Here is a 22,866-nt window from a genome sequence, read left to right as displayed (position 1 = left end):
CCGCAAGGGAGTTCTATCATGGCTAGCCGACCGCTTTTCGCGACCGCCAGGGATGGCACATCGCTGTTCGTGCAGGATTGGGGCACGGGCAAGCCGGTGCTCCTGCTCGCCGCCTGGACCTTCAACTCCAGCGTCTGGGGCAGCCAGATCGTGGCGTTGAACGCGAAGGGCTATCGCTGTGTCGCGCCGGACCGGCGCGGCCACGGCCGCTCCGACCTGCCGGCGACCGGATATGATCTCGACACGCTGACCAATGACGTCGCCGCCGTGATCGAGCAGCGCGATCTGCGCGACCTCACCGTCGTCGCGCATTCGATGGGATCGATCGAGGCCGTGAACTATCTGGCGCGTCATGGCTCCGAGCGCGTCGCACGGCTGGTGCTGGTGGCGCCGACCACGCCGTTCATCGTCCAGTCCGAGGACAACCCGGACGCGGTGCCGCGCGCGATGGTCGACGCGCAGAACGCTGCGATCGCGCAGGACTTCCCGAAATGGATGGGCGAGAACGAGGCGCCGTTCTTCATGTCCGACACGCCGGAGGCGACGCGGGCCTGGATCAGGGAGATGATGCTGAGCGTGCCGCTGCCGGTGGCGCTGGCCTGCCGCAAGACCATCTCGTCGGCCGACCTGCGCGCCGCAGCGAGGGCGATCGATCGTCAGACCCTGATCGTGCACGGCGACAGGGATGCCAGCGCGCCGCTGGAATTGACCGGCGCCAAGACAGCAAGGCTGATCAAGGGCAGCAGGCTCGCCGTCTATCAAGGCGCGCCTCACGCACTGCCGCTGACGCACAACGCGCGCTTGATGGCCGACCTGCTGGCCTTCATGGATAGCTAGATCATGATGCGATGCGCATCATGATCTCTTCGGAAAACCGGCTCCCACTTTTCCGGATCATGCTCTAACTGGCGCGCGCGATATCGGCACGGATCCAGCGCGCTGCCCAGACGAACAGCAGCGCGCCGAGCGTCGTCGTCACCGCCGCCGACAGCAGCGAGTAGCGGACTGCATCGACGCCATAGATCCCCTTCAGGGCGTCGTTGATCATGCCGACGGCGAGCGGGCCGACACCCTGGCCGAAGCAGGTGGCGGTGAGCAGCACGAGCGCGGAGGCCAGCGCGCGCATGCTGGGTTTAGCCACCGTCTGAGCGATCGCAAAGATCGGGCCGAGATGGAAGCCGACCATGAACGAGGTCAGCGCCAGCGTTGCGACCATCAGCGTGAAGCTTGGCGTCAGCATGCACAGCGCGAACACCGGGCCGGCGAGGCCGGACATGATCGCCGGCGCCCATAGCTTCCAGCGGTCGTCGCGACGGCCGATCTGCGCCACCACGAGGCCGCCGATCAGCGTGCCCGCCATGCCGGCGAGCCCTTTGAAGGTGCCGGCATAGGTGCCGATCTCGGCGCTCGTGAGATGATGGATGCGCGCCAGGAACGGCGGGATCCACACCGCCGTTGCGTAGTTGGTGTAGGTCGTCAGGCAAAACCCGACCAGCACGATCACGAAGCTCGGCTGCGAGATCAGGAAGCGCAATGTCGGCCCGATCGGCTCGGCCTTGAAGGTCTCGGCCATCGCGCCGCGTTTCGGTTCTGATATCGTCAGCCACAGCACGGCGGCAAGCGCGATGCCGGGCAGGCCGGCGGTGAAGAAGGCCATCCGCCAGCCATAGTGCTGGTTGACGTAGCCGCCGATGAAATAGCCGAGGAAGACGCCGAGATAGGTGCCGATCGCGTAGATGCCGAGCGCGCGCGGCCGCTCGTTCTTGTCGAACAGATCGGCGATCATCGATTGCGACGCCGGCGTGCCCGCGGATTCCCCGATGCCGACGCCGATCCGCGCCAGCGCCAGCGTCGTGACGCTGGAGGCGAGGCCGCAGAGATAGGTCATCGCACTCCAGAACGCGAAGGCGAGGGCCACGATGTTGCGGCGGTTGAGGCGGTCGGCCATCCGCGCGATGGGAATGCCGAGCAGCGAGTAGAACAGCACGAAGCCGAACCCGGCGAGCAGGCCCATCGTGGTGTCGCTGAGTGCGAACTCCTTCTTGATCGGCTCGATCAGCACGTTGAAGATGGTGCGGTCGAGGAAATTGAGGGCGTAGATGATGGTGAGCAGCGCGAGCACGTAGTAGCGGCGCGTGGAAGGCGTTGCCGCGGCTTGCGTTGGTGCCGCCGCCTGCGGTGCGACATCGACCATGACTTCCTCCCCCGGATTTGTCTTTTCTTGCCGGCCCGCGTGCGAGCGCCTTACGCCTCGCGGATGTAATTCCCCGCTTCGAATTCGACCTGGCCGGCATCGGCATCGAACGACACGCCGATCGGGTCGCGGCCGGCAGCCATGGCCTCGAGCTGGTCGGCGAGCATCCGGCGGATCATCAGGATGCCGCGGTCGCTCTGGCCGAAATGCTCCTCGGAATGAACAGTCACCGGACCCTGGCCGACCTGGGCCTCATAGTCGCCGGGGAATTGCTGGTGCTCTTGCTCGGTCATGTCCCACCAGAACTTGCCGTTGAACTTCGAGCGCATGCGGCCGATGTCGCCAGCATTCTTGACCCGGCCGGCGACATAGATGCGGAACGAGGTGTCGTCGATCGGGAGGGTCCAACCGATCGATTCGACGCGGGCGAACTGCGCGACCCGCGGATTGGGCACGACGCGGAGTGTGGGCAGGGCGGCCTCGGTGACGCGGTAGAACACCTTGCCGTCGTCCTGCCGGCGGATCGAGCGCACCGCGACGCCGCGCGGCGTCATCTCGAACTTCACCTCGGGCATCGAGGCCATCATGTTGGTGAATTGCGGGCCGGAGAACGAGCCGTGCAGCACCGGCACGTGATAGGGGTCGGCGACGTTCTCGAAATGCTGTAGCCAGTTGCAGGGGATCACGGCCGGACCGCCACCGCCGATCGAGGAATCGTCGGCCTCGACGAACTCGCCGTCGTCCATCGTCTCCAGGCACTCGTAGCGGGGGAGCACCGGCTTTCTATCGGCCGGACCCATATAGGCGAAGATCAGGCCGTAGCGTTCCTGCACCGGATACCAGGGCTGGCGCACCTTGTCCTTGAACAGTCCGCCTTCGGGCTCGCAGGGTTGCTCGAGGCAGCGGCCTTCGGTGTCGAACTTCCAGCCGTGGTAGCAGCAGCGGATGCCGTCCTCCTCGACCTTGCCGTAATAGAGTGTGGTGCCGCGATGGCAGCACCGGGCGTGCAGCAGGCCGATCCGGCCGTGCCGGTCGCGAAAGAGGATCAGGTCTTCGCCGAGCGCGCGGACTTTTCTGGGGATATCGGTGGCGTCGCCGGCGAGCCCGACCGGGTGCCAATAGCGCCGCAACAGCTCGCCCATCGGCGTGCCGCGGACCACCGAGGTGAGCTCTGTCCGGGTGGTGGACGGCTTCATCGCATAGGCCGTGCCGAGATCGCGGTCCCGCTGGGTGATCGTCATGTATCTCCTCCGGCCGCCGGTCAGTCGCCCGCGGCTGCGTTGTCGTTGACCAAGTCAACGATAGATCGATGACACTGTCAACGATCTCGATTAGCTTGGCAGCGGCAGGCTTTGTTGGCAGAGGTTGGCAATGACCGAGAAGCTCAGGACCGAGAGGGTGCTGCCGCCGGAGGCGGTGGTCGATGCCGAACTCGCGCCGATCACCGCGATGATGTCCTCGCGGCTGATGGTGCTGGCGAATCTGCTCAGGCGAGGGGCGCTGCTGCGCTACAAGCGGCTGACCGGCCTGTCTTCCGTCGAGTTCGGCCTGGTCGCCTCGCTCGGCCGCCGGCCGCCGATGAGCGTGGTGCGGCTGGCCGAAGCCGTCGGCATGGACAAGGGGCAGATCAGCCGGGCGCTCGCCGAGCTGGTGGCGCGCAAGCTGGTAGCGAAGGCGGCCAATCCGCGTGACAATCGGGAAACACTTGTCTCCCTCACCAAGGCCGGGCTCGCCGCCCATGACGCCATTGTGGCCGGCGCGCAGGAGCGAAACCGGCGTCTGCTGGAACAGCTCGGTCCACAGGATCTCGAACTGCTGCTTGGACATATTGACCGCCTCACCCTGACCGCGGCCGAGATGCTCGCTGCCGAGCGGGAGCTGGGCTGATATGGGGAGAGCGCAGGGCACCGGATGGCCGCCGCTGCGTTGGCCATTGAGGCACGTGCATCCGCCCGACGAGGCCAAGAGCCGCGGGAAGGGACCGTAAAAGCGTCAAAATAGCTTGTCTTGCGCCCCCTGTTGCGCTGCGCTAAAGCCTCAAGAACAATTCCAATCAACGAATCTGCGGCACGTCCGAAACCGCAGCAAGAAGGCCTCGCCGATGACCGGCATCCTGCAGAATTACCTCCCACTTGTGGTCTTTATCGGAGTGGCGAGCCTGATCGGGCTGGCGCTCCTGATCGCGCCGTTCCTGGTCGCGTTCCAATCGCCGGACCCGGAAAAGCTGTCCGCCTATGAATGCGGATTCAACGCTTTTGACGACGCCCGCATGAAGTTCGACGTCCGCTTCTATCTGGTGGCGATCCTCTTCATCATCTTCGATCTCGAAGTGGCGTTCCTGTTCCCGTGGGCCGTGGCGTTCGGCAAGCTCGGCGCCACCGGCTTCTGGTCGATGATGGTTTTCCTGGCCGTGCTGACGGTCGGATTCGCATATGAATGGAAGAAAGGCGCGCTCGAATGGGATTGAGCCCCACCGCCGCAACCTCGCAGCCGGCGATCGCCAAACCTGATATCGCGATGGCTCCGAAGGGCATTCTCGATCCGTCAACCGGCAGGCCGGTCGGCGCCAATGATCCGTTTTTCCTCGAGGTCAATCACGAGCTGTCCGACAAGGGCTTCTTCGTCGCCGCGGCCGATGACCTGATCACCTGGGCGCGCACCGGCTCGCTGATGTGGATGACCTTCGGTCTCGCCTGCTGTGCGGTCGAGATGATGCAGGTCTCGATGCCGCGCTACGACGTCGAGCGCTTCGGCTTCGCGCCACGTGCCTCGCCGCGGCAGTCCGACGTGATGATCGTCGCGGGCACGCTGACCAACAAGATGGCGCCGGCGCTGCGCAAGGTCTACGACCAGATGCCGGAGCCGCGCTACGTCATCTCGATGGGCTCCTGCGCCAACGGCGGCGGCTACTACCACTACTCCTACTCGGTGGTGCGTGGCTGCGACCGCATCGTGCCGATCGACATCTACGTGCCGGGCTGCCCGCCCACGGCGGAAGCGCTGCTTTACGGCGTGCTGCTGTTGCAGAAGAAGATCCGCCGTATCGGCACCATCGAACGCTAAGGTTTCAGGCATGGACGACGGCAAGCTCGACGCCCTTGGGCAGACGATCGTGAGCGCGCTTCCGGGCGCGGCCACTTCGCACTCGGTCGCGTTCAATCAACTCACTATCGATGTCGAGATTGGCAGAATCGTGGACGTCGTGACGTTTTTGCGTGACGATCCCAATTGCCGCTTCGTCAACTTCACCGATGCGACCGCGGTCGATCACCCGAGCCGCGAGAAGCGCTTCGACGTCGTCTACCACCTGCTGTCGCCGACACTGAACGCGCGCATCCGGCTGCGCGGACAGGCCGACGAGACCACGCAGGTGCCGTCGATCATCGGCGTGTTCCCGGGTGCCGACTGGTTCGAACGCGAGACCTACGATCTCTACGGCGTGATCTTCACCGGCCATCCCGACATGCGCCGCCTGCTGACGGATTACGGCTTCGACGGCCATCCGCTGCGCAAGGATTTCCCGCTGACCGGCTTCGTCGAGGTTCGCTACGACGACCAGGAGAAGCGGGTGCTGTACGAGCCGGTCCGGCTCAACCAGGAATTCCGCAAGTTCGATTTCCTTTCGCCCTGGGAAGGCGCGGACTATCCGCTTCCCGGTGACGAGAAGGCCAAGGCGGAGCCGAAGCCATGAATGAACAGCCGCAAAATCTGCGCAACTTCACGATCAATTTCGGTCCGCAGCATCCGGCCGCGCACGGCGTGCTGCGTTTGGTGCTCGAATTGGACGGCGAAGTCGTCGAGCGCGTCGATCCGCATATCGGCCTGCTGCACCGCGGCACCGAGAAGCTGATCGAGCACAAGACCTATCTCCAGGCGATTCCCTATTTCGACCGGCTCGACTACGTCGCGCCGATGAACCAGGAGCATGCATTCTGCCTCGCGGCGGAAAAGCTGCTCGGCATCACGGTGCCGCGCCGCGGCCAGTTGATCCGCGTACTGTATTGCGAGATCGGCCGCATCCTCTCCCATCTGCTCAACGTCACCACGCAGGCGATGGACGTCGGCGCGCTGACCCCGCCGCTGTGGGGCTTCGAAGAGCGCGAGAAGCTGATGGTGTTCTACGAGCGCGCCTCGGGCTCGCGCATGCACGCGGCGTTCTTCCGCGTCGGCGGCGTGCACCAGGACCTGCCGCCGAAGCTGATCGACGACATCGAGGCGTGGTGCGATCCGTTCCTCAAGGTGGTCGACGACCTCGATCGGCTGCTGACCGGCAACCGCATCTTCAAGCAGCGCAACGTCGATATCGGCATCGTGCCGTTGAAGGAGGCCTGGGAATGGGGCTTCTCCGGCGTGATGGTGCGCGGCTCCGGCGCGGCCTGGGACCTGCGCAAGTCGCAGCCCTATGAGTGCTACGCCGAGATGGATTTCGACATTCCGATCGGCAAGAACGGCGACTGTTACGACCGCTATCTGATCCGCATGGAAGAGATGCGCCAGTCGGTGCGCATCATGAAGCAGTGCGTGCAGAAACTCAAAGCAGCCGACGGGCAGGGCCCGGTCGTGGTCGAGGACAACAAGATCGCGCCGCCGCGCCGCGGCGAGATGAAGCGCTCGATGGAAGCGCTGATCCATCACTTCAAGCTCTACACCGAAGGCGTCCACGTGCCGGCCGGCGAGGTCTATGCCGCGGTCGAGGCGCCGAAGGGCGAGTTCGGCGTCTATCTGGTCGCCGACGGCACCAACAAGCCCTACAAGTGCAAGATCCGCGCGCCGGGCTTCGCCCATCTCCAGGCGATGGATCACATCTGCAAGGGCCATCTCTTGGCCGACGTTTCCGCCATCCTTGGCTCGCTGGACATCGTGTTCGGCGAGGTCGACCGGTGATGATGTCCGCATCCGCACCGCGCGCTAATTGAGAGTTTGAACGATGTCCGTCCGCCGCCTTGCCCCGAAGGAATTGCAGCCCGCGAGCTTCACGTTCACGGACGAGAACCTGGCCTGGGCCAAGAAGCAGATCGAGAAGTACCCGCCGGGCCGCCAGGCTTCGGCGGCGATCGCGATCCTGTGGCGCGTGCAGGAGCAACATGACGGCTGGGTGTCGGAAGCCGCGATCCGCGCCGTCGCCGACCTGCTCGAGATGCCGCATATCCGGATGCTGGAGATCGCGACCTTCTACACCATGTTCCAGCTCTCGCCGGTCGGCAAGAAGGCCCACGTCCAGGTTTGCGGCACCACGCCGTGCCGGCTGCGCGGCGCCGCCGACCTGATCGAGGTCTGCCAGCATCGCATCCATCACGATCCCTTCCAGTTGTCGAAGGACGGCAACTTCTCCTGGGAAGAGGTCGAGTGTCTCGGCGCCTGCGTGAATGCGCCGATGGTGCTGATCTGGAAGGACACCTATGAGGACCTGACCAAGGAAAGCTTCGGCAAGGTGCTCGACGGCTTTGCCGCCGGCAATCCGCCGAAGCCGGGTCCGCAGATCGACCGTCAGTTCTCGGCGCCCGCGGGCGGGCCGACGACGCTGAAGGAAACCACCTGATGGGGTGCTTTCAGGTGCAGGCAATGGGGATCGGGAGGGCGGCTTCGATGATGGCCTGGCGCAAGATCGCGCTGCATACCGCTGTCGCGGCCGGCTTCATGTTCCTGCTGCAACGTTACGGCCTCAGCGCCACGCTGGAATCCAGCCTGTTGTGGGCCATCGTGTTCGGCGGCTGCGCCGCCGGGCTCGCTTACTCACAAGCCAATCGGTGATGTTCGGAAAGTTTTTGTTATGCTCGACGACAAGGACCGCATCTTCAAGAACCTCTACGGCCTGCATGATTGGGGCCTCGAGGGCGCGCGCCGCCGCGGCGCCTGGGACGGCACCAAGGGGATCATCGACAAGGGCCGCGACTGGATCATCAACGAGATGAAGGCGTCGGGCCTGCGCGGCCGCGGCGGCGCGGGTTTCCCGACCGGCATGAAGTGGTCCTTCATGCCGAAGGAATCCAAGGACGGCCGTCCGAGCTATCTCGTCGTCAACGCCGACGAGTCCGAGCCCGGCACCTGCAAGGACCGCGAGATCATGCGGCACGACCCGCATCTCCTGGTCGAGGGCTGCCTGCTCGCGAGCTTCGCGATGGGCGCGCATGCCTGCTACGTCTATATCCGCGGCGAGTTCATCCGCGAGCGCGAGCGGTTGCAGGCGGCGATCGACCAGGCCTATGAGGCCAAGCTGGTCGGCAAGGACAACATCAACGGCTGGCCGTTCGACATCTATGTCGCCCACGGCGCCGGCGCCTATATCTGCGGCGAGGAAACCGCGCTGCTCGAGAGCCTCGAGGGCAAGAAGGGCCAGCCGCGGCTGAAGCCGCCGTTCCCGGCCAATGTCGGCCTCTATGGCTGCCCGACCACCGTCAACAACGTCGAGTCGATCGCGGTCGCGCCCGACATCCTGCGTCGCGGCGCCGCCTGGTTCGCCGGCATTGGCCGGCCGAACAATGTCGGCACCAAGCTGTTCTGCATCTCCGGTCACGTCGAGCGGCCCTGCAACGTCGAAGAGGCGATGGGCATTCCGTTCCGCGAACTGATCGAGAAGCATTGCGGCGGCATCCGCGGCGGCTGGGACAATCTGAAGGCCGTGATCCCCGGCGGCTCGTCGGTGCGCATGGTGCCGGCCGAGCAGATCATCGACACGCCGATGGATTTCGACTCACTGAGCAAGTTGCGCTCGGGCCTCGGCACCGCGGCCGTGATCGTGATGGACAAGTCGACCGACCTGATCCGGGCGATCGCGCGCATCTCCTATTTCTACAAGCATGAGAGCTGCGGCCAGTGCACGCCGTGCCGCGAGGGCACCGGCTGGATGTGGCGCGTCTTGACCCGCATGGCCGACGGCCGCGCCCACAAGCGCGAGATCGACATGCTGCTCGAGGTCACCAAGCAGGTCGAAGGCCACACCATCTGCGCGCTCGGCGACGCCGCGGCGTGGCCGATCCAGGGTCTGATCGCGCATTTCCGTCACGAGATCGAAGAACGCATCGATCAGTATTCGCACAAGGCGGACCTCGACGATCAAGGCGTTCGTGATCCCGTGCGCATGGTGGCCGCGGAGTAATGACTGCGATGATGCAACAGGCCGCATGGTGGCAGAAGTACGGGACGCTTGCGCAGATGGCGCAGGCGCTCGTGGCGCTGCTCGGCTTTGTTGCCATCCTGGTGCAGATCAACGAAATCCGCTCGACGAACCGCGCCTCCGCGGCGCGCACCGCGTTTCTGGGTTACACCGAGCTCGCATTCAACAATCCGAAATTCGCGCAGCCGGACTATGATGCGATCCAGGCCGGCAGCCGCGAGGAGCGGGTGCAGTATGAGAGTTTCGTGGCCTATTTCCTCTATGCTTGCGAGGAGGCGATCTCCGCCTTCGAGAACAAGCAGGAATGGCAGGCCTCGTGCGACTACGACCTGAAGCCGCATCTGCCGTTCCTGTGCGCCAAGAGCCGGGCCGAGCCGGGCTATCTCTCGACCTACAGCACCGACACCCAGCAATGGGTGAAGACATCAATGAAAACCGCCAGCGTCGCGCCGCCCGACTGCAAGCTGGGAAAGACTTGAAGACATGAGCAAGATCATCGTCGATGGCAAAGAGATCGATGTGCCGCCGGAGTACACGCTGTTGCAGGCGTGCGAGGCGGCCGGCGCCGAGATTCCACGCTTCTGCTATCACGAGCGGTTGTCGATCGCCGGCAATTGCCGGATGTGCCTGGTCGAGGTGAAGGGCGGCCCGAAGCCGGTCGCGAGCTGCGCCTGGGCCGTGCGCGACTGCCGTCCCGGACCGAAGGGCGAGCCGCCGGAGATCTCGACCCGTTCGCCGATGGTCAAGAAGGCGCGCGAAGGCGTGATGGAGTTCCTGCTGATCAACCATCCGCTGGACTGCCCGATCTGCGACCAGGGCGGCGAGTGCGATTTGCAGGACCAGGCGATGGGCTACGGCGTCGACACCAGCCGGTTCGCCGAGAACAAGCGCGCGGTCGAGGACAAATATCTCGGCGCGCTGGTCAAGACCTCGATGAACCGCTGCATCCAGTGTACGCGCTGCGTCCGCTTCTCCGCCGAAGTCTGCGGCGCCCCGGAAATGGGTGCGACCGGCCGCGGCGAGGACATGGAGATCACCACCTATCTCGAGCACGCGCTGAGCTCGGAGTTGCAGGGCAACCTGGTCGACATCTGCCCGGTGGGCGCGCTGACCTCGAAGCCCTATGCGTTCGCGGCGCGGCCCTGGGAGCTCGGCAAGACCCAATCGGTCGACGTCATGGACGGCGTCGGCTCCGCGATCCGCGTCGACACCCGCGGCCGCGAGGTGATGCGCATCCTGCCGCGCATCAACGAGGCCGTGAACGAGGAGTGGATCTCCGACAAGACCCGCCACATCGTCGACGGCCTGCGCACCCAGCGGCTCGATCGTCCCTATGTGCGCGAGAACGGCCAGCTCCGGCCGGCGACCTGGCAGGAGGCTTTCGCCGCCATCGCCGCCAAGGCCGGCCGCACCGACGGCAAGCGGATCGGCGCGATCGCGGGCGATCTCGCCGCGGTCGATGAAATGTACGCGCTGAAGGAGCTGCTGGCTGCGTTCGGCTCGGTCAATCTGGCGGTGCAGGGCGGCGACGCATTCGACGCCAAGGCCGGCCGCGGCTCCTACATCTTCAACCCGACCATCGCCGGCATCGATCAGGCCGACGCCATCCTGATCATCGGCTCGCATCCGCGCAAGGAAGCCGCGGTGCTGAACGCGCGGATCCGCAAGCGCTGGCGCGCCGGCGGCCTCAAGGTCGGCATGATCGGCGCGAAGTCCGATTTCACCTACGACCACGACTATCTCGGCGCAGGCACCGACACGCTGGCTGATCTTGCGGCCGGCAAGCACTCGTTTGCCGACGTGCTGAAGAATGCGCAGCACCCGATCATCCTGGTCGGCCCCGGTGCCTACACCAGGCATGACGGCGCGGCGGTGCTGGCGCAGGCCGCCAAGCTCGCGGTCGATGTCGGCGCGCTGAAGGACGGCTGGAACGGCTTTGCCGTCTTGCAGGACACCGCCTCCCGTGCCGGCGCGCTCGATATCGGCTTTTCGCCTTCGGCCGGCGGCCTGACCACCGCGCAGATGACCACCTTCGGCACGCTCGACGTGCTGTTCCTGCTCGGCGCCGACGAGATCAAGGTGCCGGACGGTACCTTCGTCGTCTACGTCGGCACCCATGGCGACCAGGGCGCGCACCGCGCCGACGTCATCCTGCCGGGCGCGGCCTACACCGAGAAGTCCGGGATCTACGTCAACACCGAGGGCCGGGCGCAGATCGCCAACCGTGCCGCGTTCCCGCCGGGCGAGGCCCGCGAGGACTGGGCGATCATCCGCGCGCTGTCCGACGTGCTCGGCAAGAAGCTGCCGTTCGACTCGTTGCAGGCGCTGCGGCAGGCGATGTTCAAGACCTATCCGCATCTGATGCGGCTCGACCAGATCGAGGCCGGCACGGCCGACCAGGTCAAGGCGCTGGCCGGCAAGGGCGGCAGCGTCGACAAGGCGGCGTTCAAGCCGACCGTCGAGGACTTCTATCTGACCAACCCGATCGCGCGGGCCTCTGCCGTGATGGCAGAATGCTCGCGGCTGGCGTCGGGCCGAATGCTGACGGCAGCGGAGTGAGCGTGACCTGATGGCTGAATTCTTCGCAAGCTCGTTCTGGACCGGCTTCCTCTGGCCGCTGATCATCATGGTCGCGGAAAGCCTGTTGCTGCTCGTCGTGCTGCTGATCGCGATCGCCTACATCCTGCTCGCCGACCGCAAGATCTGGGCCGCAGTGCAGATCCGCCGCGGTCCCAACGTGGTCGGCCCGTTCGGATTGCTGCAATCCTTCGCCGACCTGCTGAAATTCGTGTTGAAGGAGCCGGTGATCCCGGCGGGCTCCAACAAGGGCGTGTTCTTGTTGGCGCCCTTGGTGTCGTGTATCCTGGCGCTGGCCGCCTGGGCCGTGATCCCGTTCGATCTCGGCTGGGTGATCTCCGACATCAATGTCGGCATTCTCTACATCTTCGCGATCTCGTCGCTGTCGATCTACGGCATCATCATGGCCGGCTGGTCGTCGAACTCGAAGTACCCGTTCCTGGCCGCGCTGCGCTCGGCGGCGCAGATGGTGTCCTATGAAGTCTCGATCGGCTTCGTGATCATCACGGTGCTGCTCTGCGTCGGTTCGCTGAACCTGTCGGCCGTGGTCGAGGCGCAGAACACCCGCGGTCTGGCGCATTTGATCGGCCTGCCGCAGCTCACCATCCTGAACTGGTATGTGTGGCCGCTGTTCCCGATGTTCGTGGTGTTCTACGTCTCGGCGCTGGCGGAAACCAACCGTCCGCCGTTCGACCTGGTGGAGGCCGAGTCCGAGCTGGTCGCCGGCTTCATGACCGAATACGGCTCGACCCCGTATCTGCTGTTCATGCTCGGCGAGTATGTCGCGATCACCACGATGTGCGCGCTGGCGTCGATCCTGTTCCTGGGCGGCTGGCTGCCGCCGGTCAACCTGCCGCCGTTCACCTGGATCCCGGGCATCGTCTGGTTCGCGCTCAAGGTGTTCTTCATGTTCTTCATGTTCGCGATGGCGAAGGCGATCGTGCCACGCTACCGCTACGATCAACTGATGCGGCTCGGCTGGAAGGTGTTCCTGCCGCTGTCGCTGGCGATGGTGGTGATCGTGGCCGGCGTGCTGCAATTCGCCGGCATCGCGCCGAAGTGAGGCCGTCATGAGTGTCAATGTCAACGCAACAGCCCGCTCGCTCCTGCTCTCGGAATTCGTCTCGGCGTTCTTCCTGGCGATGCGCTATTTCTTCCAGCCGAAGCCGACGCTGAACTACCCGTTCGAGAAGGGGCCGATCTCGCCGCGCTTCCGCGGCGAGCACGCGCTGCGCCGCTATCCGAACGGCGAAGAGCGCTGCATCGCGTGCAAGCTGTGCGAGGCGATCTGCCCGGCACAGGCGATCACCATCGAGGCCGGCCCGCGCCGCAACGACGGCACCCGCCGCACGGTGCGCTACGACATCGACATGGTGAAGTGCATCTATTGCGGCCTCTGCCAGGAGGCATGCCCGGTCGACGCCATCGTCGAGGGACCGAATTTCGAGTTCGCGACCGAGACCCGCGAGGAACTGTACTATGACAAGGCCAAGCTGCTCGCCAATGGCGACCGCTGGGAGCGCGAGATTGCGAAGTCGATCGCGCTCGACGCGCCGTACCGGTGAGGTGAGGGCATGATCCTTCCGGCGTTGTTCTTCTATCTGTTTGCCGCGGTTTGCGTGGCCTCGGCGGTCATGGTGATTGTCTCGCGCAATCCCGTGCACTCCGTGCTGTTCCTGATCCTGGCCTTCGTCAACGCGGCCGGGCTGTTCATCCTGATGGGCGCCGAGTTCCTCGGGATGATGCTGATCGTGGTCTATGTCGGCGCGGTCGCGGTGCTGTTCCTGTTCGTGATCATGATGCTCGACGTCGATTTCGTCGAGCTGCGCGAGGGCTTCATCCAGTATCTGCCGATCGGCATCGTGATCGGCGGCATCTTCCTGTTCGAGCTGCTGCTGGTGGTCGGCGCCTGGGTGATCAATCCGACGGTGACCAAGACCATCACCGCGGCGATCCCGACCAACGTCACCAACACCGAGGCGCTCGGTCTCGTGCTCTACACGAAGTACATCCATTACTTCCAGCTCGCCGGCATGGTGCTGCTGGTCGCGATGATCGGCGCCATCGTGCTGACGCTGCGCCACAAGGCCAACGTCAAGCGGCAGAGCATCAACGTGCAGAACGCGCGCACGCCCGAAATGGCGATGGCGATGCGCAAGGTGGCGTCGGGGCAGGGCCTGCAGGATGCCGACGCGGCGGAGTGGGTGAAATGACCATCGGGCTCGGACATTACCTCGCGGTCGCCGCGATCCTGTTCACGCTCGGGATCCTCGGCATCTTCCTCAACCGCAAGAACATCATCGTGATCCTGATGTCGATCGAGCTGATCCTGCTCTCGGTCAACATCAACCTGGTGGCGTTCTCGACCTTCCTCGGCGACATCGTCGGCCAGGTGTTCGCGCTGCTGGTGCTGACGGTGGCGGCCGCCGAGGCCGCGATCGGCCTCGCCGTGCTGGTGGTGTATTTCCGCAACCGCGGTTCGATCGCGGTTGAAGACGTCAATCTGATGAAGGGCTAGGCGCGCATGATCCGGAAAAGTGGGAGCCGGTTTTCCGGCGAGATCATGCGCAAGGGAATCGTGCGATGATACAGGCAATCGTCTTCCTGCCTCTGCTGGGAGCCATTCTCGCAGGCATCATTGCGCTGACGGGAGCGCACGCGCGCTGTCCGAGCGGCGACACCGTCGATCATCATGACGACGCGCATGGCGACGCCCATGCTGCCGACGCTCACTCCTCGGCGGCCCATGATGATCACGGCCATGACGACCATGGCCACGACGACCACCACGTCTCCGAGCCGCCGGCGGCGGGATCGCGGCTGGCTGAGCTGATCACCACCGGCCTGTTGTTCGTCTCGGCGGCGTTGTCCTGGATGACGCTGGTCGATGTCGGCTTCATGCACCATGACGCCCGCGTCGTGCTGCTGCCCTGGATCACCTCCGGCGACCTTCAGGTGGCCTGGACGCTGCGGGTCGACACCCTGACCGCCGTGATGCTGGTCGTGGTCAACACCGTGTCCGCGCTCGTCCACCTCTACTCCATCGGCTACATGGACGAGGATCCGAACCGGCCGCGCTTCTTCGGCTATCTCTCGCTGTTCACCTTCGCGATGCTGATGCTGGTGACCTCCGACAACCTCGTGCAGCTGTTCTTCGGCTGGGAGGGCGTCGGCCTCGCGAGCTATCTCTTGATCGGGTTCTGGTACCAGAAGCCGTCGGCCAATGCCGCCGCCATCAAGGCCTTCGTGGTCAACCGGGTCGGCGACTTCGGCTTCGCGCTCGGCATCTTCGCGATCTTCGCGCTGGTCGGCTCGACCGATTTCGAGACCATCTTCCACGCCGCGCCGGGCCTGACCGGCAAGACCATCAACTTCTTCGGCCATCAGGTCGACGCGCTGACCCTGACCTGCCTGTTCCTGTTCATGGGCGCGATGGGCAAGTCGGCCCAGTTCCTGCTGCACACCTGGTTGCCGGACGCGATGGAAGGCCCGACCCCGGTGTCGGCGCTGATCCATGCCGCGACCATGGTGACCGCGGGCGTCTTCATGGTGGCCCGGCTGTCGCCGCTGTTCGAACTGTCGCCGACCGCGCAGGCGGTGGTGATGTTCTTCGGCGCGACCACGGCGTTCTTCGCCGCCACGATCGGCCTGGTGCAGAACGACATCAAGCGCATCGTCGCCTATTCGACCTGTTCGCAGCTCGGCTACATGTTCGTGGCGATGGGAGCAGGGGCCTATTCGGTCGGCATGTTCCATCTGTTCACGCACGCTTTCTTCAAGGCGCTGCTGTTCTTGGGCTCCGGCTCGGTGATCTACGCGATGCACCACGAGCAGGACATCCGCAACATGGGCGGCCTGTGGCGCAAGATCCCGTACACCTTCGCGGTGATGTGCATCGGCACCCTGGCGCTGACCGGCTTCCCGCTGTTCGCCGGCTACTTCTCCAAGGACGCGATCATCGAGGCGGCCTATGCGTCGCATAACCCGTTCGCGGTCTACGCCTATCTGTTGACGATCGTGGCCGCCGGCCTGACCTCGTTCTACTCCTGGCGTCTGATCTTCAAGACCTTCTTCGGCGAGCCGCACGACCAGAAGCACTACGAGGCCGCGCATGAGAGCCCGGTCTGGATGCTGGTGCCGATCGGCATACTTGCCGCCGGCTCGATCCTCGCGGGTCTGCCGTTCAAGGAGCTGTTCGCCAGCCCGCACGGCGTGGAGGAGTTCTTCCGCGAATCCGTCAAGATGAACCCGCATATCCTCGAGGACATGGAGCATATCCCGAGCTGGCTCGCGCCGCTGCCCACCGTGATGATGGTGCTCGGCCTGTTCCTCTCCTACATGTTCTACATCCGCCGGCCGTATCTGCCGGTCGAACTCGCCGAGCAGCAGCCGATGCTGTACCAGTTCCTGCTCAACAAATGGTACTTCGACGAGCTGTACGACTGGATCTTCGTGCGTCCGGCGAAGTGGCTCGGCTATACGCTCTGGAAGAAGGGCGACGGCTTCATCATCGACGGCTTCGGTCCGGACGGCGTCTCGGCCCGCGTGCTCGACGTCACCCGCAATGTCGTGAAATTGCAGACCGGCTACCTCTATCACTACGCGTTCGCGATGCTGATCGGGGCGGCCGGATTGATCACCTGGTTCATGTTCGGCTTGGGAGGCCAGTAAATGACAACCTGGCCCATCCTTTCGGTCACGACCTTCCTGCCGGCGGTCGGTGCGATCCTGGTCTATCTGCTGGCGCGGGGCGGTGACGAGACCGCCAGCCGCACGGCGCGCTGGATTTCACTGTGGACCACGCTGATCACCTTCGCGGTGTCGCTGATCCTGGTGTCGCGCTTCGATCCCGCGCAGACCGACTTCCAGTTCGTCGAGAAGGCCTCCTGGCTCGCCACCGGCATCACCTACCATATGGGTGTCGACGGCATCTCGCTGCCCCTGATCATCCTGACCACCGCGATCATGCCGCTCTGCATCATCGCGAGCTGGAAGTCGGTGACGCAGCGCGTCGGCGAATACATGATGGCGTTCCTGATCCTGGAAACGCTGATGATCGGCACCTTCTCGGCGCTCGATCTCGTGCTGTTCTATTTGTTCTTCGAGGGCGGCCTGATCCCGATGTTCCTGATCATCGGCGTCTGGGGCGGCCCGCGCCGGGTCTATGCGTCGTTCAAGTTCTTCCTCTACACGTTCCTCGGCTCGGTGCTGATGCTGCTCGCCATCATGGCGCTGTACTGGAACGCCGGCACCACCGACATCCCGACCCTGATGCACACCGCGGTGCCGCGTTCGATGCAGACCTGGGCGTGGCTCGCCTTCTTCGCCTCGTTCGCGGTGAAGATGCCGATGTGGCCGGTGCACACCTGGTTGCCGGACGCGCACGTCGAGGCGCCCACGGCAGGCTCGGTGATCCTGGCCGCGATCCTCTTGAAGATGGGCGGCTACGGCTTCCTGCGCTTCTCGCTGCCGATGTTCCCGTTGGCCAGCCACGACTTCGCGCCGTTCGTGTTCGTGCTGTCGGTCATCGCCATCATCTACACCTCGCTGGTGGCGATGATGCAGGAGGACATGAAGAAGCTGATCGCCTACTCCTCGGTCGCGCATATGGGCTTCGTCACCATGGGCATCTTCGCGGTGACCACGCAGGGCGTCGCCGGCGGCATGTTCCAGATGATCTCGCACGGCATCGTCTCGGGCGCGCTGTTCCTCTGCGTCGGCGTGGTCTACGACCGCATGCACACCCGCGAAATCGCGGCCTATGGCGGCCTCGTCAACCGGATGCCGCTCTACGCGCTGACCTTCATGGTGTTCACCATGGCCAATGTCGGTCTGCCCGGCACCTCGGGCTTCGTCGGCGAGTTCATGACCTTGCTCGGCACCTTCAAGATCTCGCTGCCGACGGCGTTCTTCGCCACCACCGGCGTCATCCTGTCGGCCTGCTACGCGCTCTGGCTCTATCGCAAGGTGGTGTTCGGCGCGCTGGTCAAGCCGTCCTTGATGTCGATCAAGGATCTCACCTTCCGCGAATGCGTGACGCTGTTCCCGCTGATCGCGCTGACCATCCTGTTCGGCGTCTATCCCAAGCCGGTGCTCGACATGTCGGCGGCCTCGGTACAGCAGCTCGTCAACAATTACCAAACCGCCGTGACTGCCGTGAAGGCAGCCGCGCTGACCGTCCAGTAAGGCCCTCGTCATGAGCTTTTCCAGTGCAGGTTATCAGTTGCAGCCGGTGCTGCCGGAGCTGGTGCTCGCGGTCGGCGCGATGGTGCTGTTGATGATCGGGGCCTATCGCGGGCAGGGGACGACGCGGCTGATCACCGCCCTCGCGGTGGTGCTGCTGGTCGTGACCGGCGCGCTGGAGCTCTGGCTGCCGGCCGGCAAGCTCGTGACCTTCGGCGGCAGCTTCATCGTCGACGACTTCGCCCGCTTCCTGAAGATCCTCGCGCTGATCGCCTCCGCGGCGACGCTGATCCTGTCGACTGAGTATCTGTCCCAGCCGTCGACCCGCACCTTCGAATTCTCGATCCTGGTGCTGCTGTCGACGCTCGGCATGATGGTGCTGATCTCGGCCGGCGACCTGATCGCGCTCTATCTCGGCCTCGAGCTGATGAGCCTTGCGCTCTATGTCGTCGCCGCCAGCGCGCGCGACAATGCCAAGTCGAGCGAAGCCGGCCTGAAGTATTTCGTGCTCGGCGCGCTGTCCTCGGGCATGCTGCTCTACGGCGCCTCGCTGATCTACGGCTTCACCGGCACGGTCTCGTTCGCCGGCATCGCGGCTGCCGCCACGACGGGCAGCATCGGCATCGTGTTCGGCCTGGTGTTCCTGCTCGCCGGCCTGTGCTTCAAGGTCTCGGCGGTGCCGTTCCACATGTGGACGCCCGACGTCTATGAGGGCGCGCCGACGCCGGTGACGGCGTTCTTCGCCTCCGCCCCGAAGGTCGCCGCGCTCGCGGTGTTCACCCGCGCGACGCTGACCGCATTCCCGGGCATCGTCACCCAGTGGCAGCAGATTCTGGTGTTCGTGGCGATCGCCTCGATGGCGCTGGGCTCGTTCGCGGCGATCGGCCAGACCAATATCAAGCGGCTGATGGCCTATTCCTCGATCGGCCATATGGGCTTCGCGCTGGTCGGGCTTGCTTCCGGTACGGTCGAGGGTGCCCAGGGCGTGCTGATCTATGCCGCGATCTATGTCGCGATGACGCTCGGCACCTTCTCGATCATCCTGGCGATGAAACGCAACGGCCAGGCGGTGGAAAAGATCAGCGATTTCGCCGGCCTGTCGCGCACCAACCCGCTGCTCGCCTTCATCTTCGCGATGCTGCTGTTCTCGCTGGCCGGCGTGCCGCCGCTCGCGGGCTTCTTCGCTAAATGGTACGTGTTCGTCGCCGCAATCAAGGCCAACCTGTTCACGCTCGCCGTGATCGGCGTGCTGACCTCGGTGGTGGGCGCGTTCTACTACCTGTCGATCGTCAAGGTGATGTATTTCGACCAGCCGATCGGCAAGCTCGATCCAATGCGGTTCGAGCTGCGCACCGTGCTCGCAGTCGCCGGCCTGTTCGTGATCTTCTTCTGGGCCTATCCCGGCCCACTGGTCAGCGCGGCCTCGGCGGCGGCCAAGTCATTGTTCTAAAGCGTATGATTCCGAAAACAGGACGCTGGCTTTCGGAACCGATCATGCGCATAAGTTCGACATGACCTTCACGCTCGGACCCCGAGCCATCACGGCGGGCTACAGGCTCGCCGCCTTCGACCAGATCGGCTCGACCAATGCCGAGGCGATGCTGCGCGCGCGCGCCGGCGAGCGTGGGCCGATGTGGTTCGTGACGTCGGAGCAGACGGCGGGGCGCGGGCGGCGGCAGCGGGTCTGGATCGCGCCGCGTGGCAACCTTGCCAGCAGCATTCTCGAATTGATGGACGTTCAGCCGGCGGTTGCCGCGACGCTCGGCTTCGTCGCCGGGCTGTCGGAGGAGGCCGCCCTCGCAGCCGTCAGCGTCGAGGCGGCGCTTCGCCTCGGTTCCGAGCGCCCGAGATACGCGCTGAAATGGCCGAACGACGTACTCGCAGGGGGCGCGAAGCTCGTCGGCATCAATATGGAGGCCGAAACCATCGGCGATCGTCTCGCGGTCGTTGTCGGCATCGGCACCAATGTCGTCGCGGCGCCGGAGGGCACACCGACACCGGCTGTATCGCTAGCCGACCTCGGCGTCCAGATCAGCGCGGAAGAGCTGTTCATGGCGCTGTCCGATGCCTGGGTCGAGTTCCGCGGCATCTGGGACAATGGCCGCGGTTTCGCCGAGATCCGCAGGCTCTGGCTCGAGCGCGCGGCCGGGCTTGGCGGCGAGGTCGCGATCAACACGGGAACGGCCACGATCGAGGGCATCTTCGAAACTATCGACGAGACCGGCTGTCTGATCGTGGGCACGGCCGAAGGCAGGCGTATTCCAGTCGCGGCGGGCGAGGTCTATTTCGGCAGCGCTGCCTCGAAGAGGGCTAACTGATGGCGCGCCCCGACGAACTCACCTTTGCCCCGCTCGGCGGTGTCGGCGAGATCGGCATGAACCTGTCGATCTACGGCCTCGGCAACCGCCACCAGCGCTCGTTCCTCGCGGTCGATCTCGGCGTCTCCTTCGGCGACGAAGAGCATCTGCCGGGCATCGACCTGATCATGCCGGACGTGCGTTTCCTGGAGAAGGAACGCCACAATCTGATGGGCCTCGTGCTGACGCACGCCCATGAGGATCATTTTGGCGCGATCATCGATCTCTGGCCGAGGCTCGGCTGCAAGATCTACGCGACGCAGTTCTCTGCGGCGCTGTTCGAGGCCAAATGCGCCGCCGAGCGCAATCCGCCGAAGATCCCGATCACCGTGATCCCGTCGGGCGGCCGGGTCGATATCGGTCCGTTCAATGTCGAGTTCATCCCGGTCGCGCATTCGATTCCGGAATCGCATGCGCTCGCGATCAAAACCGACGTCGGCACCGTGCTGCACACCGGCGACTGGAAGATCGATCCGACCCCGGTGATCGGCCTGCCGACCGACGAGCGGCGGCTGCGCGAGCTCGGCGACGAGGGGGTGCTGGCGCTGGTCGGCGATTCCACCAACGCGGTGCGCGACGGGCGCTCGCCGTCGGAGACCGAGGTCGCGGCCACCATCAAGAAGCTGGTCAAGGCGGCCAAGGGCCGGGTCGCGGTCACCACCTTTGCCTCCAACGTCGCCCGCGTGCGGGCGGTGGTCGACGCCGCCAACGCCGCCGATCGCGAGGTCGTGGTGGTCGGCCGCGCGATGGAGCGCGTGGTGCAGGTGGCGCGCGAGTGCGGCTATCTCGATGCCTCGCATAAGTTCCGCAGCCCCGACTATTACGGCCACTTCCCGGCCGACAAGGTGCTGGCGCTGTGCACCGGCAGCCAGGGCGAACCGCGCGCCGCGCTGGCGCGGATCGCCAACAACGATCATCCGCAGGTGACGCTGAACAAGGGCGACACCGTGATCTTCTCCTCGCGCACCATTCCGGGCAACGAGAAGGCGGTCGGCGGCATCATCAACGGGCTGGTGACGCAGGGCGTCGAAATCATCACCGATCGCGAGCATCTGGTGCATGTCTCCGGCCATCCGCGCCGCGACGAATTGCGCGACATGATCTCCTGGGTCCGGCCGCAGCTCCTGATCCCCGTCCATGGCGAGGCGCTGCACCTTGCCGAACACGCCAAGCTGGCGCGCGCCGCGGGCGTCCCCAAGGTCTTGACCTGCCGCAACGGCGACCTGATCAAGCTCGGGCCGGGCGACCCCGGCATCATCGGCGAAGTGCCCGCGGGCCGCCTCTACAAGGATGGAACCATCCTGGAGGATGCCAAGTCGCGTGCCGTGGTCGAGCGGCGGCGGATGGGCTTTGCCGGCTGCGCCTTCGTCGCCATCGCGATGACCGCGCAGGGCGAGATGGCCGACGATCCCGAGGTTGATCTCGTCGGCATGCCGGAGAACAATGCCGCGGGCGAGCTGCTCGACGACATTGTCTTCGATGTGGTGGTATCGACGATCGAGGGCCTGCCGAAGCCGCGGCGGCGCGATCCGGATGCGCTGGGTGAATCGGTGCGCCGCGCGGTCCGTTCCGCGCTGAGCGAGCAGTGGGGCAAGAAGCCGATCTGCGTCGTGCACGTTCTGACGGTCTGACGCGGAGCTGAGGCATGATCCGGAATAGCGCGAAGCGATTTTCCGGAAAGGTCATGCCCAATTAGAGGGAGAGAAGCATGCTGGGCCGGCTCAATCACGTCGCGATCGCGGTCAAGGACGCAAAGCAGGCCGCGAAGATCTACGGCACCGCCTTCAATGCCGAGATCTCCGATGCCGTGCCGCTGCCGGAACACGGCGTGATCACGGTGTTCGTGACGCTGCCGAACACCAAGATCGAATTCATCGAACCGCTCGGCGAGGCGTCGCCGATCGCCAAATTCGTCGAGCGCAATGCCGATGGCGGCATCCACCACGTCTGCTACGACGTGCCCGACATCATCGCGGCGCGCGACCGGATGATCGCCGAGGGGGCACGAGTGCTCGGCGACGGCCAGCCGAAGATCGGCGCGCATGGCAAGCCGGTGCTGTTCTTCCACCCCAAGGATTTTTCCGGCGCCTTGGTCGAGATCGAACAGGCTTGAGGTCATGGGCTTTCAGATCTCGGCGTACCAGATCTCCACGGGGTTCGCGATTTACTTCGTCCTGTGGTGGCTCGTGCTGTTCCTGACGCTGCCGTTCGGCATTCGCAGCCAGCACGAGGACAATGTCGGCGCGCCCGGCACCGATCCCGGTGCGCCGATCCTGGCGCGGATGGGCCGCAAGCTGCTGTGGACCACGGTGCTGTCGGCCGTATTCTTCACGATCGGGATGTGGGCCTATTATGCCGGCTATCTCTCGGTCGACCGGCTCTCGCGGCTGATGGGGATGCCGGAGTTTCACAACTGACGCAGAAGAGGCCGCAAAGGCCCG

24 protein-coding genes are annotated in these 22,866 nt (G+C 64.9%); 22 read left to right on the top strand and 2 right to left on the bottom strand.

Annotation, left to right across the window (positions count from 1 at the left end):
• Positions 1–18 precede the first annotated feature (18 nt).
• A complete protein-coding gene (locus tag CWS35_RS26110) occupies positions 19–837 on the top strand; it encodes an alpha/beta fold hydrolase (RefSeq protein ID WP_100954591.1) in 819 nt (272 codons plus the stop codon).
• Between the two features lie 64 nt (positions 838–901).
• Here CWS35_RS26110 and CWS35_RS26105 read toward each other — a convergent pair whose 3' ends face one another.
• Together CWS35_RS26105 and CWS35_RS26100 are read right to left on the bottom strand one after the other, a co-directional pair.
• Entirely contained in the window at positions 902–2,194 is a 1,293-nt protein-coding gene (locus tag CWS35_RS26105) for an MFS transporter (RefSeq protein ID WP_100954589.1), read from the bottom strand.
• 50 nt (positions 2,195–2,244) lie between these two features.
• Positions 2,245–3,435 (bottom strand): aromatic ring-hydroxylating dioxygenase subunit alpha, encoded by a 1,191-nt coding sequence (locus tag CWS35_RS26100; RefSeq protein WP_100954587.1) that lies wholly within the window; start codon positions 3,433–3,435, stop codon positions 2,245–2,247.
• A 130-nt stretch (positions 3,436–3,565) separates the two neighbouring features.
• On the opposite strand from CWS35_RS26100, the gene CWS35_RS26095 reads away from it, so the two are divergent.
• From CWS35_RS26095 to CWS35_RS26000, 21 genes are all read left to right on the top strand, one after another.
• Positions 3,566–4,081 carry a MarR family winged helix-turn-helix transcriptional regulator gene (locus tag CWS35_RS26095; protein WP_100954585.1) on the top strand — a complete coding sequence of 172 codons (516 nt, stop codon included), beginning with the start codon at positions 3,566–3,568 and terminating at the stop codon, positions 4,079–4,081.
• Between the two features lie 214 nt (positions 4,082–4,295).
• Complete coding sequence (locus tag CWS35_RS26090; protein WP_018271860.1) at positions 4,296–4,661, top strand: NADH-quinone oxidoreductase subunit A; 366 nt, start codon at positions 4,296–4,298, stop codon at positions 4,659–4,661.
• Positions 4,652–5,257, top strand: coding sequence for an NADH-quinone oxidoreductase subunit B family protein (locus CWS35_RS26085; protein ID WP_024583475.1), 606 nt, complete (start codon positions 4,652–4,654; stop codon positions 5,255–5,257). Before CWS35_RS26090 ends, CWS35_RS26085 begins: the two co-directional genes overlap by 10 nt.
• 10 nt (positions 5,258–5,267) lie before the next feature.
• A complete protein-coding gene (locus tag CWS35_RS26080; protein ID WP_024583476.1) occupies positions 5,268–5,885 on the top strand; it encodes an NADH-quinone oxidoreductase subunit C in 618 nt (205 codons plus the stop codon).
• Positions 5,882–7,078 carry an NADH-quinone oxidoreductase subunit D gene (locus tag CWS35_RS26075; RefSeq protein WP_024583477.1) on the top strand — a complete coding sequence of 399 codons (1,197 nt, stop codon included), beginning with the start codon at positions 5,882–5,884 and terminating at the stop codon, positions 7,076–7,078. Before CWS35_RS26080 ends, CWS35_RS26075 begins: the two co-directional genes overlap by 4 nt.
• A gap of 43 nt (positions 7,079–7,121) precedes the next feature.
• Positions 7,122–7,733 (top strand): NADH-quinone oxidoreductase subunit NuoE, encoded by a 612-nt coding sequence (gene nuoE / locus CWS35_RS26070; protein ID WP_016847752.1) that lies wholly within the window; start codon positions 7,122–7,124, stop codon positions 7,731–7,733.
• Positions 7,734–7,756: 23 nt separating this feature from the next.
• The gene (locus CWS35_RS39640; RefSeq protein WP_371412441.1) at positions 7,757–7,945 is read left to right on the top strand and encodes a hypothetical protein; all 189 of its coding nucleotides are present in this window, start codon (positions 7,757–7,759) and stop codon (positions 7,943–7,945) included.
• Between the two features lie 19 nt (positions 7,946–7,964).
• Complete coding sequence (gene nuoF, locus CWS35_RS26065; protein WP_100954583.1) at positions 7,965–9,290, top strand: NADH-quinone oxidoreductase subunit NuoF; 1,326 nt, start codon at positions 7,965–7,967, stop codon at positions 9,288–9,290.
• 8 nt (positions 9,291–9,298) lie between these two features.
• Positions 9,299–9,787 carry a hypothetical protein gene (locus tag CWS35_RS26060; protein ID WP_157817233.1) on the top strand — a complete coding sequence of 163 codons (489 nt, stop codon included), beginning with the start codon at positions 9,299–9,301 and terminating at the stop codon, positions 9,785–9,787.
• 4 nt (positions 9,788–9,791) lie between these two features.
• A complete protein-coding gene (gene nuoG / locus CWS35_RS26055) occupies positions 9,792–11,867 on the top strand; it encodes an NADH-quinone oxidoreductase subunit NuoG (protein WP_100954578.1) in 2,076 nt (691 codons plus the stop codon).
• Positions 11,868–11,877: 10 nt separating this feature from the next.
• Entirely contained in the window at positions 11,878–12,948 is a 1,071-nt protein-coding gene (gene nuoH / locus CWS35_RS26050; protein ID WP_024583482.1) for an NADH-quinone oxidoreductase subunit NuoH, read from the top strand.
• Positions 12,949–12,955: 7 nt separating this feature from the next.
• Positions 12,956–13,450, top strand: a complete 495-nt coding sequence (gene nuoI / locus CWS35_RS26045; RefSeq protein WP_018271854.1) for an NADH-quinone oxidoreductase subunit NuoI — start codon at positions 12,956–12,958, stop codon at positions 13,448–13,450.
• Positions 13,451–13,459: 9 nt separating this feature from the next.
• Positions 13,460–14,098 (top strand): NADH-quinone oxidoreductase subunit J, encoded by a 639-nt coding sequence (locus CWS35_RS26040; protein WP_100954576.1) that lies wholly within the window; start codon positions 13,460–13,462, stop codon positions 14,096–14,098.
• Positions 14,095–14,403: an NADH-quinone oxidoreductase subunit NuoK gene (gene nuoK, locus CWS35_RS26035; protein WP_016841823.1), complete on the top strand. Its 309-nt coding sequence runs from the start codon at positions 14,095–14,097 to the stop codon at positions 14,401–14,403. Before CWS35_RS26040 ends, nuoK begins: the two co-directional genes overlap by 4 nt.
• 65 nt (positions 14,404–14,468) lie before the next feature.
• Complete coding sequence (gene nuoL, locus CWS35_RS26030) at positions 14,469–16,556, top strand: NADH-quinone oxidoreductase subunit L (RefSeq protein WP_100954574.1); 2,088 nt, start codon at positions 14,469–14,471, stop codon at positions 16,554–16,556.
• Positions 16,557–18,071, top strand: coding sequence for an NADH-quinone oxidoreductase subunit M (locus CWS35_RS26025; protein WP_024583485.1), 1,515 nt, complete (start codon positions 16,557–16,559; stop codon positions 18,069–18,071).
• Positions 18,072–18,081: 10 nt separating this feature from the next.
• Positions 18,082–19,518: an NADH-quinone oxidoreductase subunit NuoN gene (nuoN, locus tag CWS35_RS26020; RefSeq protein ID WP_024583486.1), complete on the top strand. Its 1,437-nt coding sequence runs from the start codon at positions 18,082–18,084 to the stop codon at positions 19,516–19,518.
• 61 nt (positions 19,519–19,579) lie between these two features.
• Positions 19,580–20,386: a biotin--[acetyl-CoA-carboxylase] ligase gene (locus tag CWS35_RS26015; protein WP_100954572.1), complete on the top strand. Its 807-nt coding sequence runs from the start codon at positions 19,580–19,582 to the stop codon at positions 20,384–20,386.
• A complete protein-coding gene (locus CWS35_RS26010) occupies positions 20,386–22,056 on the top strand; it encodes a ribonuclease J (protein ID WP_024583488.1) in 1,671 nt (556 codons plus the stop codon). Before CWS35_RS26015 ends, CWS35_RS26010 begins: the two co-directional genes overlap by 1 nt.
• A gap of 77 nt (positions 22,057–22,133) precedes the next feature.
• The gene (gene mce / locus CWS35_RS26005; RefSeq protein WP_016841811.1) at positions 22,134–22,538 is read left to right on the top strand and encodes a methylmalonyl-CoA epimerase; all 405 of its coding nucleotides are present in this window, start codon (positions 22,134–22,136) and stop codon (positions 22,536–22,538) included.
• Positions 22,539–22,542: 4 nt separating this feature from the next.
• The gene (locus tag CWS35_RS26000; RefSeq protein ID WP_024583490.1) at positions 22,543–22,842 is read left to right on the top strand and encodes a DUF1467 family protein; all 300 of its coding nucleotides are present in this window, start codon (positions 22,543–22,545) and stop codon (positions 22,840–22,842) included.
• The last annotated feature ends 24 nt before the right edge of the window (positions 22,843–22,866 follow it).

The organism is Bradyrhizobium sp. SK17 (assembly GCF_002831585.1).
GTDB lineage: Bacteria > Pseudomonadota > Alphaproteobacteria > Rhizobiales > Xanthobacteraceae > Bradyrhizobium.
The sequence above is the reverse complement of the archived record's forward strand: the minus strand, read 5'-3'. Positions and strand labels throughout refer to the sequence as shown.

Bases quoted from the DNA above. Each gene is read 5' to 3' on its own strand.
- CWS35_RS26105 (WP_100954589.1), bottom strand. From the start codon at position 2,194: ATGGTCGATGTCGCACCGCAGGCGGCGGCACCAACGCAAGCCGCGGCA.
- CWS35_RS39640 (WP_371412441.1), top strand. From the start codon at position 7,757: ATGGGGATCGGGAGGGCGGCTTCGATGATGGCCTGGCGCAAGATCGCG.
- CWS35_RS26075 (WP_024583477.1), top strand. From the start codon at position 5,882: ATGAATGAACAGCCGCAAAATCTGCGCAACTTCACGATCAATTTCGGT.
- CWS35_RS26025 (WP_024583485.1), top strand. From the start codon at position 16,557: ATGACAACCTGGCCCATCCTTTCGGTCACGACCTTCCTGCCGGCGGTC.
- CWS35_RS26080 (WP_024583476.1), top strand. From the start codon at position 5,268: ATGGACGACGGCAAGCTCGACGCCCTTGGGCAGACGATCGTGAGCGCG.
- mce (WP_016841811.1), top strand. From the start codon at position 22,134: ATGCTGGGCCGGCTCAATCACGTCGCGATCGCGGTCAAGGACGCAAAG.
- CWS35_RS26000 (WP_024583490.1), top strand. From the start codon at position 22,543: ATGGGCTTTCAGATCTCGGCGTACCAGATCTCCACGGGGTTCGCGATT.
- nuoH (WP_024583482.1), top strand. From the start codon at position 11,878: ATGGCTGAATTCTTCGCAAGCTCGTTCTGGACCGGCTTCCTCTGGCCG.
- nuoI (WP_018271854.1), top strand. From the start codon at position 12,956: ATGAGTGTCAATGTCAACGCAACAGCCCGCTCGCTCCTGCTCTCGGAA.
- CWS35_RS26015 (WP_100954572.1), top strand. From the start codon at position 19,580: ATGACCTTCACGCTCGGACCCCGAGCCATCACGGCGGGCTACAGGCTC.
- nuoF (WP_100954583.1), top strand. From the start codon at position 7,965: ATGCTCGACGACAAGGACCGCATCTTCAAGAACCTCTACGGCCTGCAT.
- nuoE (WP_016847752.1), top strand. From the start codon at position 7,122: ATGTCCGTCCGCCGCCTTGCCCCGAAGGAATTGCAGCCCGCGAGCTTC.
- CWS35_RS26095 (WP_100954585.1), top strand. From the start codon at position 3,566: ATGACCGAGAAGCTCAGGACCGAGAGGGTGCTGCCGCCGGAGGCGGTG.
- nuoL (WP_100954574.1), top strand. From the start codon at position 14,469: ATGATACAGGCAATCGTCTTCCTGCCTCTGCTGGGAGCCATTCTCGCA.
- CWS35_RS26090 (WP_018271860.1), top strand. From the start codon at position 4,296: ATGACCGGCATCCTGCAGAATTACCTCCCACTTGTGGTCTTTATCGGA.
- CWS35_RS26100 (WP_100954587.1), bottom strand. From the start codon at position 3,435: ATGACGATCACCCAGCGGGACCGCGATCTCGGCACGGCCTATGCGATG.
- nuoN (WP_024583486.1), top strand. From the start codon at position 18,082: ATGAGCTTTTCCAGTGCAGGTTATCAGTTGCAGCCGGTGCTGCCGGAG.
- CWS35_RS26085 (WP_024583475.1), top strand. From the start codon at position 4,652: ATGGGATTGAGCCCCACCGCCGCAACCTCGCAGCCGGCGATCGCCAAA.
- CWS35_RS26040 (WP_100954576.1), top strand. From the start codon at position 13,460: ATGATCCTTCCGGCGTTGTTCTTCTATCTGTTTGCCGCGGTTTGCGTG.
- nuoG (WP_100954578.1), top strand. From the start codon at position 9,792: ATGAGCAAGATCATCGTCGATGGCAAAGAGATCGATGTGCCGCCGGAG.
- CWS35_RS26010 (WP_024583488.1), top strand. From the start codon at position 20,386: ATGGCGCGCCCCGACGAACTCACCTTTGCCCCGCTCGGCGGTGTCGGC.
- CWS35_RS26060 (WP_157817233.1), top strand. From the start codon at position 9,299: ATGATGCAACAGGCCGCATGGTGGCAGAAGTACGGGACGCTTGCGCAG.
- CWS35_RS26110 (WP_100954591.1), top strand. From the start codon at position 19: ATGGCTAGCCGACCGCTTTTCGCGACCGCCAGGGATGGCACATCGCTG.
- nuoK (WP_016841823.1), top strand. From the start codon at position 14,095: ATGACCATCGGGCTCGGACATTACCTCGCGGTCGCCGCGATCCTGTTC.